Source organism: Roseivivax sp. THAF30 (assembly GCF_009363575.1).
Classification (GTDB): Bacteria; Pseudomonadota; Alphaproteobacteria; order Rhodobacterales; family Rhodobacteraceae; genus Roseivivax; species Roseivivax halotolerans.
Genome location: NZ_CP045389.1, coordinates 885,230 through 899,234, shown reverse-complemented (window position 1 = coordinate 899,234; position 14,005 = coordinate 885,230). Strand labels below are relative to the sequence as shown.

12 protein-coding genes are annotated in these 14,005 nt (G+C 65.5%); 4 read left to right on the top strand and 8 right to left on the bottom strand.

The genetic code is table 11. The annotated features are described in order from the left end of the window. Position 1: 1 nt before the first annotated feature. The 4 genes from FIU91_RS04265 to aroQ form a co-directional block, all read right to left on the bottom strand. Positions 2-1,339, bottom strand: a complete 1,338-nt coding sequence (locus FIU91_RS04265; RefSeq protein WP_152461577.1) for a TRAP transporter large permease — start codon at positions 1,337-1,339, stop codon at positions 2-4. A 1-nt stretch (position 1,340) separates the two neighbouring features. After that, the gene (locus tag FIU91_RS04260) at positions 1,341-1,862 is read right to left on the bottom strand and encodes a TRAP transporter small permease (protein ID WP_093014127.1); all 522 of its coding nucleotides are present in this window, start codon (positions 1,860-1,862) and stop codon (positions 1,341-1,343) included. 83 nt (positions 1,863-1,945) lie between these two features. Further along, positions 1,946-2,998 (bottom strand): C4-dicarboxylate TRAP transporter substrate-binding protein, encoded by a 1,053-nt coding sequence (locus FIU91_RS04255; RefSeq protein WP_152461576.1) that lies wholly within the window; start codon positions 2,996-2,998, stop codon positions 1,946-1,948. Positions 2,999-3,128: 130 nt separating this feature from the next. Continuing rightward, entirely contained in the window at positions 3,129-3,569 is a 441-nt protein-coding gene (gene aroQ, locus FIU91_RS04250) for a type II 3-dehydroquinate dehydratase (RefSeq protein WP_093014132.1), read from the bottom strand. Positions 3,570-3,962: 393 nt separating this feature from the next. Between aroQ and rpe the strand changes: the two genes are divergently transcribed. Both rpe and gph read left to right on the top strand, forming a co-directional pair. Beyond that, positions 3,963-4,646, top strand: a complete 684-nt coding sequence (gene rpe, locus FIU91_RS04245) for a ribulose-phosphate 3-epimerase (protein WP_152461575.1) — start codon at positions 3,963-3,965, stop codon at positions 4,644-4,646. Beyond that, positions 4,643-5,275: a phosphoglycolate phosphatase gene (gene gph, locus FIU91_RS04240; RefSeq protein ID WP_152461574.1), complete on the top strand. Its 633-nt coding sequence runs from the start codon at positions 4,643-4,645 to the stop codon at positions 5,273-5,275. Before rpe ends, gph begins: the two co-directional genes overlap by 4 nt. A 43-nt stretch (positions 5,276-5,318) precedes the next feature. On the opposite strand, the gene FIU91_RS04235 is transcribed toward gph, so the two are convergent. Beyond that, positions 5,319-6,518 (bottom strand): acetyl-CoA C-acyltransferase, encoded by a 1,200-nt coding sequence (locus tag FIU91_RS04235; RefSeq protein WP_152463643.1) that lies wholly within the window; start codon positions 6,516-6,518, stop codon positions 5,319-5,321. A gap of 213 nt (positions 6,519-6,731) precedes the next feature. On the opposite strand from FIU91_RS04235, the gene FIU91_RS04230 reads away from it, so the two are divergent. After that, on the top strand, positions 6,732-8,798 hold the full coding sequence (locus FIU91_RS04230; protein WP_152461573.1) for a S8 family serine peptidase: 2,067 nt from the start codon (positions 6,732-6,734) through the stop codon (positions 8,796-8,798). Here the strand turns inward: FIU91_RS04230 and FIU91_RS04225 are convergent. After that, complete coding sequence (locus FIU91_RS04225) at positions 8,774-9,901, bottom strand: phosphatase PAP2 family protein (RefSeq protein WP_152461572.1); 1,128 nt, start codon at positions 9,899-9,901, stop codon at positions 8,774-8,776. The genes FIU91_RS04230 and FIU91_RS04225 overlap by 25 nt on opposite strands. A gap of 177 nt (positions 9,902-10,078) precedes the next feature. Between FIU91_RS04225 and FIU91_RS04220 the strand changes: the two genes are divergently transcribed. After that, positions 10,079-11,707, top strand: coding sequence for a hypothetical protein (locus FIU91_RS04220; RefSeq protein ID WP_172974933.1), 1,629 nt, complete (start codon positions 10,079-10,081; stop codon positions 11,705-11,707). Positions 11,708-11,710: 3 nt separating this feature from the next. Here the strand turns inward: FIU91_RS04220 and FIU91_RS04215 are convergent, their stop codons facing one another. Together FIU91_RS04215 and FIU91_RS04210 are read right to left on the bottom strand one after the other, a co-directional pair. Next, positions 11,711-12,760, bottom strand: a complete 1,050-nt coding sequence (locus FIU91_RS04215; RefSeq protein WP_093014150.1) for a hybrid-cluster NAD(P)-dependent oxidoreductase — start codon at positions 12,758-12,760, stop codon at positions 11,711-11,713. 8 nt (positions 12,761-12,768) lie between these two features. Continuing rightward, complete coding sequence (locus FIU91_RS04210; RefSeq protein ID WP_152461570.1) at positions 12,769-14,004, bottom strand: aromatic ring-hydroxylating dioxygenase subunit alpha; 1,236 nt, start codon at positions 14,002-14,004, stop codon at positions 12,769-12,771. Between the last annotated feature and the right edge of the window lies 1 nt (position 14,005).

Sequence of the window (14,005 nt, the reverse complement as noted above, 5' to 3'; positions counted from 1 at the left end):
ATCACATCGAACTAGGGATCAGGAGCGACAGGATCGGGAACGCCATGATCAGCGCAAGCACAAGCACGTCAATGCTGAGGAAACGCAGGATGCCCGAGAAGATCCGGTCGATGGGCACATCCTTACCGACAACACCCGAGATCACGAACACATTGAGCCCGACCGGAGGTGTGATGAGGCCGATCTCCAGGAGTTTGATGACCACGACGCCGAACCAGATGAGGTCCCAGCCATAGCTTTCTACGAGCGGCACCATCAGAGGCAGCGTCAGCACCATGATCCCGATCGGATCGAGGAACATGCCGAGCACCAGGTAGATGATCGCGATCGCGACAAGCAGAAGGACCACCGACAGGTTTGCGTCCGAAACGAAGGAGACGATGTCCGAGGCAACGCCCGTCAAGGCGATGAAGGCCACGAAGATCTTCGCGCCAGCGGCGATGATGAAGATGGACGTGGTCTGGATCACGGTCTCGCGCAGGCTTTCCCAGAGGCCCGCGAAGGTCAGCTTGCGCTGCGCGAAGCCGATGAGGATCGCTGCGGAGACACAGACCGCCGCTGCTTCGGTCGCCGTGAAGATGCCGCCATAGATGCCGCCGACGATGATCACGAAGAGCGCAACTGCCGGCCAGGCTTCAAGCGCCGCGTCGAAACGCTCTCGCGCGGTGATCTTGCCGGTAAAGGCCGGAGCCGCCTCGGGCTCGCGCCAGACCCAGAAGAAGATGACGATCAGGAAGCCTGCGAGCGACAGAAGGCCGGGGATGATGCCCGCGAGAAACAGCGCCGAGATCGAGGTTTCGGTGAAAATGCCGTAAATGATGAACAGCACCGATGGCGGAATGAGCGATCCGAGCGTGCCGCCCGCCGCGACCGAGGCTGTCGCGAGCCGCTTGTCGTAGCCCATCCTCAGCATCTCGGGCGAGCAGATCCGCCCCATCGTCGAGGCGCAGGCAATGGACGACCCGGTGATCGCCGAGAAGCCGCCACAACCGACGACCGAGGCCATCGCCACGCCGCCAGGCACCGAGGCCAGCCAGACACGCGCCGCGTGGTAGATCTTCGTCGTGATCTCCGCGCGATAGGCGATGTGGCCCAGCGCCACGAAGAGCGGGATCATCGAAAGATCGTAGGAATGAACGAGGTCGAACGAGTTCGAGAAGACGAGGCTCGACGTCGGCGTGAACGCTCGCTCGGGCATGAAGGTGCCGGTGCGGAAGGCGAAGATCGCGAAGGTGCCGAGGCTTGCAACGCCCGCGAGCGCGAAAGCAATGGGCACGCGCAGCGCAAGCAGCACGATGACGGCGGCGAAGGCGATGAGGCCAATCGTGGTCGGATCCATCTCAGGCCTCCTCGGTCTGTTCGGGGCCGTAGCCCGTATCGGCCAGAGGCTCGCCCCGGCGCATCGCGCCGATGTCGCGCCAGACCATGATCGCCAGCCGCAGCCAGCAGAAGGAGATGCCGGCGAGGAAGATCACGCGGCCCGGCCATTTCGGCAGATTGAGATCGCCGAAGAAGTATCCCCCGGAGGCAATCGTATGCGTGACCTCGCGCCAGCCGGCCCAGATGAGCGGCGCCAGCGCCAGAAGTCCGAAGATCGAGCCGAAGACAACCAGCCCGTCCCGCACGCGCGGCGGCATCCTGTTGGAGACGAATTCCACCACGATATGCGCGCGGTTCGCGGTCGTCGCGGCCAGGGGCAGGATCACGGCGGCGACCATCAGTTCGGCCACCATGACGATCGCGTCAGGCACGCCCGAATTGAAGAAGGCGCGCAGAAGGACGGTCGCGGTGATCAGCACTCCAAGGCCGAGGACGGAAATGATCGCCAAATCCACGAGAAGGCGCTCGATACGGCGCAGCATCGCGAAACCTCATGAGGAAGGGGATTGGGGGGCGGCGCGCTTGCTGGGCAAGGCGCGCCGCGTGTTCGTCGAAGGTGCGGGCCTTAGCCCTGCTCACGCTCCCAGGGGTAGCCCTGGCTGTCGCGCTCTTCTTCGTATTTCTCGAGAAGGCCGCGATATTCCTCGAGCATCGCCTCACCGTCGAGACCCAGGCCGGAGACCTGCTCGACCCACTCGTCGATATACTTGGAGCCCTCTTCGACGAGCTTGCTACGCTCTTCGGCAGGCAGTTCGATGATCTCGACGCCCGCCTCGCGCATCGTCTCGATGGCGGCTTCGTTGTCGGCGGTGATGAGACGGCCCAGCTCGTCCGACATCATGCGGCCCGCTTCGAGAAGGACGTCCTGCTGTTCGGCCGGCAGCCCGTCGAAGGATTGCTTGTTCATGAAGATGCCAAGCGCGCCGGTCTGACCCCAGTTGAGGAGCGTGTAGCTGTCGATCACTTCCTGCTGTTTCAGCGCGGCCGTCGCGTAGGAATATGTCTGCGAGCAGTCGATGAGACCCGTGTCGAGACCCTGATACGCGTCGTAGATCGACATCGGAACGAGGTTCGCGCCGAAATCGCCGAACGTGTCGCCGTATGCTCCGACGCCGCGGACTTTGAGGCCCTCGATATCCTCGACCGACCGGATCGCGGTGCCCTTGCAGCCGATATGGACCGCGGAGGTGGTGAATGTGCCAAGATAGACGAGGTTCTGCGCCGCGAGGTACTCGGTGATCTGCTCGTTCGAGCGCATGATCTCGTCGGTCGCCTTCATGCCGACCCAGGCGTCGGAATTCTCGAGCGGCATGTCCGCGATGCGGTAGGGGGCCATCTCTTGCGGGAAATAGACCGCGATGATCGTGCCGAGATCGGCCACGCCGTCAGCGATGCCGGACAGAGCCGCACCCGCCTTGAAGAGCGCGCCGCCCCACTGGATGTTGAGCGAGAGATCGCCGCCCGACATCTCCTCGACCTGTTCGGCAAAGAAGTTGAGCGACTCGCCGCGCGCGCCGCGGTTCGGGCCCGCCTCACCGACGAATAGGTCTTGTGCGGTGGCGGCTCCCGCCCCGCAGATCATCACGCTTGCCAGCGCAGCTTTCATGAAACGCGTCATAGTTTCTCCTCCCAGTTCTACTATGCGGAATTGATTTCCGCTATATGGCTACAGAAATCAAACGCCACGTCAACGGCCATCCGCGCAAAACCGCGGATGCTCTTCGCATGACTGGAAAAGTCGAGGAGGCTTAGCTGCCCAGCAAGGACAGGATGCGCCGAATCGCGAAGCGGTAGCCGTCCGTTCCGCAACCCGCGATCACCCCATCGGCCCGCCCGGAAATGTACGAGTGGTGGCGGAAGCTCTCGCGCTTGTGGATGTTGGAGATATGGACCTCGATCACCGGCCCTTCGAACGCGTTGAGCGCATCGAGGATCGCGATCGAGGTATGGCTGTAAGCACCGGGATTGATGACGATCCCGTCCGCTCGGAGCCGCGCCTCGTGAATCCAGTCGACGAGCTGGCCTTCCCAATTCGATTGCAGCGCCTCGATCTCGGTATCGGACGTCTCCGCGATCGCCGCGCAATCGGCGGCGATGTCGGCGAGCGTCTCGCGCCCGTAGATTTCGGGCTGACGCTGGCCGAGCAGGTTAAGGTTCGGCCCGTTCAGAAGATAGATCGTCTTGCCCATAGGCGGCCTCGTGCGACGCGGATGGGTCCGTTGTCACCCGCAGCGGGGCGATCAGGCAAGACGAGCGCGCGCCTCGGGACGAGCGTTGTGGCGGAAAAACCGCCCTCAGTCGAAGAGGCTGGGTGTCTTGCGCCCGAAAAGCCGTGCAAGCGGCCCGTTCGGCGATGTGCCGAAGCAGCAGGCCAGAACGTAGCGCAGCGGGTCGAGTTCAGTCATCGGTCATGTCCCCAAATCAATCGATGCTTCCCTGAAAGGCCAGTTAGACCGAATCCGTGACGTCTCCATGACATCGGCGATCATTCGCGCCCAGCGCGGCGGAGCGACGCTCTTCCCCTCTGGGCAAGACCGTGCCAGATACCATAGCGACGACCCCAGCCGGAAAGCGCGCGCCTCATGCCATTCGACCGTTCGATCAAGATCGCCCCGTCCATCCTTTCGGCCGATTTCGCCGATTTCGGCCGCGAGATTCGCGCCATCGAGGATCAGGGCGCCGATTGGGTGCATGTGGACGTGATGGATGGACATTTCGTGCCGAACCTCACCTTCGGCCCGCCCGCGGTGAAAGCCTTCCGTCGCCATGTGACCACGGTCATGGACGTGCACCTGATGATCGCCCCGGTCGATCCGTATATCGATGCCTATGCCGATGCCGGTGCGGACATCCTGACCGCCCATGTGGAGGCGGGCCCGCATAGTCACCGGACGCTTCAGGCGATCCGCGCGGCGGGAATGAAGGCGGGCATCGCGCTTAACCCCGGCACCCCGGCGGAGGCCGTGGCGCATCTGCTCGATCTTGCGGACCTCGTCTGCGTGATGACGGTAAATCCGGGCTTCGGCGGGCAGAAGTTCATCGACATGACCGCCAAGGTCCGCACCCTGCGCGAGATGATCGGCGACCGCGAGGTACATATCGAGATCGACGGCGGCGTCGATCCAGGCACCGCACCAATGCTTGCGAAGGCCGGTGCCGACGCGCTGGTCGCGGGTTCGGCGGTGTTCAAGGGCGGATCGGTCGACAAGCCGGATGTCTATGGCCGGAACATCAAGGCAATCCGCGAGGCGGCCGAGGCTGCGTGAGGATCGTCTTCGACCTCGACGGCACGCTCATCGACAGCGCGCCCGAAATCCGCGGGATCGCCAACGCGCTTCTCGCCGAAGACGCGCGCGCGCCTTTGACGCTGGAGGAGACGAAAAGCTTCATCGGCAATGGCGCCCCGACCTTCATCGCGCGGATGCGCGCAGCGCGTGAGATACCGGGCGAGGCACAGGGCCGCCTTTTGCATGCCTTCGAGGCGCGGTACGAGACCGCGTTCGGCCTCACGACGCTGTATCCCGGGGTCCGCGGTGCGCTCGAGGCTCTGCGCCGCGAAGGCCACGTCCTCGCCATCTGCACCAACAAGCCAATCCGCCCAACCCTGGCCGTGCTCGCGCATCTGGGGCTGGAGACATACTTCGACACAGTGGTCGGCGGCGACAGCCTACCGGTTCGCAAACCGGACCCAGAGCCGCTTCGCGCAGCGACGTTGGGTGAACCGGCGGTCTATGTTGGCGACAGCGAGGTCGATGCAGAAACGGCGGCACGGGCGGGCGTGCCCTTCCTGTTCTTCACTGAAGGCTATTGTCACATTCCGCATGAGAAGATCACCGCAGCAGCGAGCTTCCCCGACTTCAAGGATTTACCGCAGCTCGTCTCCGCATTCGCCTGACGGAGCGAGGGTATCAGCGCCGAGCCGCGCCATCCCGTTGCGGCTACATCACCTCCACCGCGATCGCCGTCGCCTCGCCGCCGCCGATGCAGATCGAGGCGACCCCGCGCCGGGCCTGCCGCGCCCGCATCGCGCCGAGCAGCGTCACGAGGATACGCGCACCCGAGGCTCCGATCGGGTGACCGAGCGCGACCGCGCCGCCATGCACGTTCAGTTTGTCATGCGGGATATCGAGTTCTTTCATGGACGCCATCGCGACGACGGCGAAGGCCTCGTTGATCTCGAAGAGGTCCACGTCGTCCACCGACCAGCCGGTCGCGTCGAAGAGACGCCGCTTGGCGTGGATCGGCGCTGTCGTGAACCAGCCCGGCTTTCCGGCATAGGCGGCATGGCCGACGATCCGGGCCAGCGGCTCGAGGCCCAGCCGCTCCGCTTCGGACGCGCGTGCCAGAACGAGCGCCGCCGCGCCGTCGTTGATCGACGACGATGATGCCGCCGTGATTGTACCGTCCTTCTTGAAGGCGGGGCGCAGGTTCGGGATCTTCTCCGGGTCGATCCTGTCCGGCCCTTCATCGCGGGCGACTTCGGCACTGCCCTTGCGGCTTTTGACCTCGACCGGCGTCAGCTCCCAGTCGAAGGCGCCGCTCTCGGTGGCCCGTTTCGCGCGCGTGACGCTTTCGATGGCGTAGGCATCCTGCGCCTCGCGCGTGAACTGGTAGGCCTCGGCGCAATCCTCGCCGAATGTGCCCATGGACCGGCGTGTGCCATCGGGCGCGATGTCGTAGGCATCCTCCAGCCCGTCGAGCATCATGTGGTCGAGAACGCGCGAATGCCCGATCCGCGCACCGGCGCGGCCCTGCGGCAGAAGGTACGGCGCGTTGGTCATGCTCTCCATACCGCCCGCGATGGCAATGCCGTGCGAGCCTGCGCGCATCGCGTCGACCGACTGGATCACGGCTTTCATGCCCGATCCGCACACTTTGGAGACGGTGGTGCAAGGCACCGAAACCGGCAGCCCGGCGCCCAAAGCCGCTTGCCGCGCCGGCGCCTGACCGAGGCCGGCAGGCAGGACATTGCCCATCAGCACCTCGCCGACCTCGTCAGGTGCGAGCCCTGCCTGCGAGAGCGCCGCGCGGATCGCTGCGGCACCGAGCTCGGTGGCCGAGACGCCAGCGAACGCCCCCTGGAACGCGCCGAGCGGCGTGCGCGCCGCCCCGCAAATGAGAATCGGATCATCGGTGATGTCGCGTGGCAAATCGGCCTCCCAAACAAGCTCTCAGGTACTTTGGCGCAGCTTATCCGGGAGAGCAAACTGCCCTAGCGTTAAGCTCGCCCGCAAGCACGTGAATCCAAGCGTTAATAAATCGTGAATGCTGCGCCTGCATGCCGGGCCGCCATTGCGTCGTTGCCGCGTCATGGCAGTGTTTGCCCCGGGTGACGCAGAGAAGGGCGCGAAATGAGCATTCCAACGCATGAGCGAATTGTCTGGAGCGACGCTCAGCCCCTGCCCGAACCCGGCGACGGCTATTCCCATTGGGAAGCCGCAACCAAGACAGAGCAACTTCGCGCTGTCATGGTCTTTGCCGAACTCCGCGAAAGCGCATCCGTGACCTCCCTCAGGGATGCTATCCTCGCGCTGCAGGCCGAACCCATGGCCCGCATGCAGGCGTCCGAGCTCGATGCGCTCGATGCCGAGATTGCCGCGCTCGACGAGATGGCGCGCGGCAAGGGCAGCAGTGAGGCCGGCGACCTCTCCCCGCCGCCTCCTGCTTTTCCCTGGCCGGTCCGTGTCGCTGTCTTCTGGCTCGGAGCGCTCGACGAGCTGCCGGACTATTGCCGGCTCATCCATGTCGGCCCGCGCGTGGCACGGCTCAACGAAGCCGACCCCCGCGACCGCGATCCGATCGCGCGCCATGCCGCGACCGGGCGGGGCACGACACCGATCATCGCCGCCATCGATGACGGGATCGGTTATCTCAATGCCCGCTTCCGCCGCAGCCTGAGCGAAACCCGGATCGAGAAGATCTGGCTTCAGTCCGAGCCGCGCGGCGATACTCACGGTGTCGTGGAGCCGCTGCCGGACGTTCGGATCGGCCAGGTGCTCACCCGCCGTGACATCGACCGGGAGCTCGCGACGGGCCTCGACGAGGATCACCTCTACCGGATGCGGAACGCCGGGCTTCTGCCGCGCGATGTGCGGCACTCGACCGATCACCGCGCGGCGCATGGAACGCATGTTCTCGACCTCGCCGCGGGCGCAGAGTGCACGGGAGACGACCCATTGCGCGATCTGCCGATCCTCGCCGTGCAATTGCCGCCCGCCGCGATCGCCGAGACCTCAGGGCGCAAGACGGAAGGTTATGTGGCCATCGGCCTGCGCTGGATCGTGACCGAAGCCATGCGCGCTTCGACGTGCGACGGACGCCCTGTCGTCGTCAACTTGAGCCTAGGTGCGCTGGGAGGACCGGGCGACGAGACCGCTTTTCTTGCCGAGTGGTGCAGCTCTGAAATCGCGCGCTACGAACGCCTGACCGGCGGGCGGCTCCAGATCGTCGCCGCTTACGGCAATGCGCGGCTCGACCAGCTTGTCGCCCGCAAGGAGGTCTGCGCCGACGCGCCGCTCGCACTCGACTGGCGCATTCAGCCCGACGACCGCACAGCGAGCTTTCTTGAACTGCGTGCACCGGGTGGCGATGCCGGAAAGCGCGTGTCGGTGACCGTGCCCGATCCGCGCATCGCGCCGCTGGTGCTCGATTGGCCGGATGCGGGACAAGTGCGTCTTCTGCAGCGCGGACGGCATGTGATCGCGGCGCTCTATTCCGTGTCCGCACCCGCGGGTGGGGCGTGCCTGGTTCTCGCGGTCGCGCCGACCGCGCGCTGGGATGACGGTGCGCTTGCCCCGGCAGGCGCCTGGAAGCTCTCGGTCGAGAGCGCGGCATCGGCCCTCGTCACCGCCGAGGTGCTGCGAGACGACACGCCCTACGGCTTCCGCCCGCGCGGGCGGCAATCCTATCTCGATGCGCCGGGCTGGGACTGGGATGCGGAGCTTGGAAGCAATGCCGCGCCGGCCTTCGGGAATCCGATCTCACGGCAGGGAACGGCCGTCGCCTATGCCGGCGCCACGAGCGCGATGCTGTGGTTCGTCAGCGCCGCAGGGCCGGCAACCGGTCAGCCGGGCGCCCACATCGCGTCGCGCTATTCGGCCGAAGGCATCTCGTCTCTCGGACGTCCCGGTCAATCCGTGGGCCCGACCCTGTCCGCACGCGGCGATGACGGCGTCTTCCTGACAGGCCAACGGGCATCGGGCGTTCTGACCGGCAGCGTCGCGCGGTTCTCGGGAACCAGCGTCGCGGCACCTCGGGTCAGCCGCGCGCTTGCCACCCTCTGGGCGCGCCAAGGCGGCTCGGGCGATCCCGAAGCCGACCTCATGGCGATCCTCGGCGATACGCCGCCTCTGCCCCGCCCGGACCCAAGGCTGGGCCGCGGCACGCTACACGATCATCCCCATTCGCGGAGCGCCTGAGCGCCCATCGCACCGAGAAGCCGCGAGCGACGTCCTTCGCTCACGGCGCTCGAGATGCTGCCCGGCACAAGCGCGCGCACCCATTCACGCCACGCATCCAGCGTGAACCCGCCATTCCAGGAGGCGGCGTCGGGCGCGAAAGGCGCGCTCGGCGCGAAGTCATGGGTCAGGGACTCGCCGAGGATCGGACGCGCGAGCGCAAGACCGAGCATGAAGCCAAGAAGCCCGCCATAGGCGCTGTCGATGGGAAAATGCACGCCTGCCACGGTGCGATTGTCGGCGATACGCGCCGCCAGCGCGAAGGGCATCAGCGTCCATTCATCGGCCGGGGCCGGCTGACCGACCGCGGTCAGCGTCTCGATCACCCCGACAATGGCGCTCTCGTGCGGGCGGCGTCCCTTTTGCGACATGAGCGCAAGGATCGTGGCGAACGCGAAAGCCTCCGTCGCGTGGCCGCTCGGGCAGGAGCCGTGACCGGGCGTCTGGATGATCGGTTGCACTTTCGGGGAATATGCGATGGGGCGCGGCACGTCCGCGGCGAGTTTCACTGCCTGTTCGGGCTGGATCACGACGTCGTAGACACGGCCCAAAAGCTCCATCGTCCAGCGCCGCCGAGTCGCGTCGAGCTGCACTTGCGTGCCGAAGAAGGAGAGCATGTCGCCCTGTTGTAGCAGGATCTCCGGCAGCCGGTCGGATCGCAGATCCATCGCGGTACGCAGATACGGCAATTGATGCACTCCGAGATCCTCGGCGCTGGGCGTCGGCAATGTCAGAGAGATGCCTCGCGCGGACACGCGCGGCGCTTCGGGCGGACCGGCGACGGAGAAAAAGCCGCTCATTTCTTGCGCGACCACAGCCGCCCGCGAGCCGGGTTGCAGGGCGCGCAGACGATCGATCATCGTCGCGCTCGGCGCAGGCGGCACCTCGCCCTGCCCGTCCCAATATCCCATCAGGCCCTCGGCCGAGACGCCAAGCGCGCTCGAAAGAAGTGGCGAGCCGCCGCCACCGGCATGTGTGCCATGCGTGCCGTGCGTCCCATGGGTACCGTGCGTGCCGTGGGTGCCGTGCGTCCCGTGCGTGCCATGGGTTCCTAAAATCGCCATACCGAAAAACTCCTCGCCTGAAATATGCTGGCGGAGTTTGATACCGGTTCGGCCCGGCGCGAAGAAAATTCGCAAAACGGGCACGAAATTCGCGAAGAATTCACGCAAGCTCTCCGTGGCGCTTCCCGGAAGGCCCCGGATTTGCTAGCTTTCGTCGGGCACGGGAAGGGGAACAGGGTGACCGTGAAGATCCGTTTGATCGGAGATTTCCGCGTCCTCGATGACGCGGGATCGGACGTGACGCCGAATGCGGCGCGCGCACGCGCGCTTCTGGCGATCCTGGCCCGGTCTCCCGACTGCACCCGTTCGCGTCGCTGGATCGAGCAGACGCTTTGGCCGGACCGCAGCCCGGAGCAGGCCTCGGGATCGCTCCGGCAGGTGGTCAGCCAGATCCGCAAGGCGTTCGGTCCCCTGGCGGAGGACCACCTCGTCTCGACACGCGCGGCAATCTCGCTCGTGGATTGCACGACCGATATCGACGTCGATCCGCGCTCCTGCCTCGATCGGCTCCGCAGCGGCGGTGATCTCCTGGAGGATGTCCGCCTCAAGGTTCCAGCCTATAAAAGCTGGCACCGCGAGGAGAAGAGCCGCATTCTGCAGACGCTCGAACGCACGGCCGGCGCGCTGACCCTCGGCGCGGGCGCCCCGCCGCTCATGGGCCGACCATTATCCATCGAGGTCAAAGGCTTCGGCGAAAGCGCCCGCGAGACCGGTCAGTTCATCGGCGACATGCTTAGTCAGCAGATGGCGGGGCTGATCTCGGATTTCGGAACGTTCGACACATTGGTGGATCGGAGCGCGGAGGCCAAGGCAGGCGGCCTGACCCTGGCGATCCGTGCACTGACCGTCGGAGAGGAGGTTCAGATCCTCGCCGGGCTGACCGCGCAGGATTCGGGCAAGATGGTCTGGTCCGAGACCGCGCGGCTCGACGCGCGCGCGGGCGATCTCCTGGGCCAGGGCGATGTGCCGAGCCTTGTCTATCACTCCGCCGAACGGGTTCTGACGCAGATTCTCGACGCGCGGGAGGATGCCGGGCTCAGCCTCAGGATCGACGCGCTCGTCAACGCGGCGATCGCCGCGATGTTCACCTACATGCCCGGAGAATTGCGCCGCGCCGAAGCGCTTCTTGCCGAAGCTTACGCCTTGCGCCCGTTGTCGCGCATCGCTGCATGGCGGAGCCTTTTGCGGCAGATCATGCTGGTGGAACGGACCGAGCAGAACCTCGAGGAGTTGCACGAGGAAGCGCGCGCCTTCGCCCACGCGGCGCTCGAGGGCAATGACGGCAACACGCTGGTGATGTCGCTCGTCGCTCAGCTGTTGGCGATCCTCGAGAACGACACGGTGGTGAGCGCGGTGCTGGCTCGCGACGCTGTGGAGGCGAGCCGGTTCAACGCCTTTGCCCATTCCGCCGCGGCGACGGTGGCCTTGCGCGCGGGCGATACGGCGGCGGCGCTCGCCGCCTCAGAACACGCCGCCCGGCTCGCGGGCCGGGCCGCCTCGGCGCATTGGTTCGACACGATCGCGGGGCTCTCGGCGATCTCGGCGGGGGATCTCGACCAGGCGGTGCGCCATTATGAGCGCGCCCATGCCCGCGCGCCGCATTTCCGCGCCCCCATGCGGCACTTGCTGTGCCTCTACGCCGCGCAAGGCGAGGCGCAGAAATCGGCGCAGATGGCCCGCGCCCTCAAGCGTATCGAGCCCGATTTCGACGTGCTCCGCATCCGTGAAGACGAAACCTATCCCGTCTTCACGCTGCGCCAGTCGAACCTTCTGCCGTCGCACGAGATGGCGCTCGACTTGCTGTGACCCTCAGGCGTCGACTTCGACCTTGCCAATCGGGTGCGAGCAACAGGCGAGGATATATCCCTCTTCGATATCCTCCTCCGAGATCCCGCCGTTATGGACCATGTGGACCTCGCCCGCGGTCTTCCTGATCTTGCACGTGCCGCAGATCCCGAAGGTGCAGCCCGAGGGGATTCGCAGACCGTTCGCCCTCGAGAGCGACAGGACGGTATCGGTCTCGTGGCAAGAAACGTGCAGCCCGCTCTTCGAGAAGACCACCTCGGCCTCGGTGGCGTCCTGAGGCACGGTGTCGTCGAACTCGGGCACGTCCTCGGCCTTTGCCACCGGTGCCTCGAAGCTCTCTTGGTGGTAATGATCCATGTCGAAGCCGAGCCCCGCAAGGCCCTCGCGCACCATCGTCATGAAGTCCTCGGGCCCGCAGCAATAGACCTCGCGTTCGAGGTAATCAGGCGCCATCAAGCCCAGCATCAGCTGGTTGAAGCGGCCGAGATACCCGGTCCAGACCTCGTAAGGCTCCTCCTCGGTGACGGCGAAGCTGAGATGCAGGCCGGGCACGCGGCTTGCCATATGAATGAGCCGCTGCCGGAAAATCAGCTCGGAGGGCCGCCGCGCGCAGGCCACGAGCCGCGCATCGGGCATGTCGCCCTTGTCGTAGAGGTAGGAGGCCATCGACATCATCGGCGTGATGCCGGAGCCCGCCGCGATGAAGAGAAACTTTTTCTCGGGATCGTCGAGGGTGAAATGCCCTGCCGGTCCAAAGGCGCGCATCTTCATGCCCGGCCCCAGGTTGTCGAACATCCAGCGCGTGCCGATGCTGTCCGGCTGGCACTTGATCGTGACCGAGATCGTCAGCGGCCGCGACGGCGTCGAAGACAGCGTGTAGGTGCGGTGGATCGGCCCGCCCTTCACCGGCACTTCGAGCGTGATGAACTGCCCCGGCTTGTAGCGGAACGGTTTGCCCGAGGCGGCGCGGAACGCGAATGTCTTCACGTTCGGCGCCTCGGGCACGACCATCGTGCAGATAAGCTCTTCGGTGTCGGTCCAGTATTCGGACATGCCCTGCCTCACTCGGCCGCGTAGAGGGCGCGGCCCGTGAGCCGCGACGTCATCGTTTCGCAATACCAGTCGACGAATTGCGCGACGCCGGATTCCTGCGCTGCGCTGTAGGGGCCGGGCTCGTAGGCCGGCGAGTTGATGCCGCGCTGGTTCTCCTCGATGATCTCGCGATCCTCGTCGTTGGTGTGAATCCAGACGGTCGTCAGGCGCTCGAGGTCATAGTCTTGCCCCTCGACGGCGTCCTTGTGGACGAACCACTTGGTCGTGACCTGGGTCTCCTGCGGGCCGACGGGCTTCACGGAGAACAGGATCACCATGTCCGACAGAAAGTGGTTCCAGGTGTTGGGATAGTGGAAGAAGAGCAGCGTGCCCGCATCGCGGATCGTCACATCGCCCACCAGCTTCTCGCAGGCCTGCTTGCCGTCGAGCGTGTAGCTGACCGACGATCCCACGAGCGGCACACGGACAAAGCGCCACTGCTCGTTGGGCGCGATCGTGAATTCGGAGGGAAGGCCCGCCTTTTCGCATTTCTGCAGATGCGCCGCGATCACCGGATCGTCCTTGCCCGACCCGTCGCCCGCGATGTTGGGGTTGTCATCGAAGGTCACGCACAGCGAGGGATGGCTGCCAGAACAATGGTAGCATTCGCGGTTGTTCTCGATCACGAGCTTCCAGTTCGCCTTCTCGACGATGGTGGTCTCGTGGGCGAGCTTGCACTCGGAGAGCTTGTGCGGCCCGGCATATTTTTGCGCCATCTCAGCCATCGCGTCGAATGCCGGAGCCTCCGCGCCGAGGCAGATGAAGAGGATGCCGGCGGCCTCACGGCAATGCACGGTCTTTAGCCCGTGCTGCGACGGGTCGAATTCCGGCCCCATGTCGCGCGCCCAGAGCAGCTTGCCGTCGAGATCGTAGGTCCACTGGTGATAGGGACAGACGAGTTTCGGCGCGGAGCCCTTGTGTGTCTTGCAGATCCGGGAGCCACGATGGCGGCAGGAATTGTGGAAGGCGCGCGCCACGCCGTCCGCGCCACGCACGACGATGACCGAGTAGGCGCCGATCTCGACCGTCATGTGGTTGCCGGTCTTGGGGATCTCGGAGCCCGCGCCGACGAGCAGCCAGTCGCGGTACCAGATCCGCTCCATGTCGACTTCGAACATCTCGGGATCGGTATAAAGCGCGCGCGGCAACGTGTAGCCCGGCCGGCGGCTCATCAGGTGGGAGAGCATATCCGATTGTGCACTCATG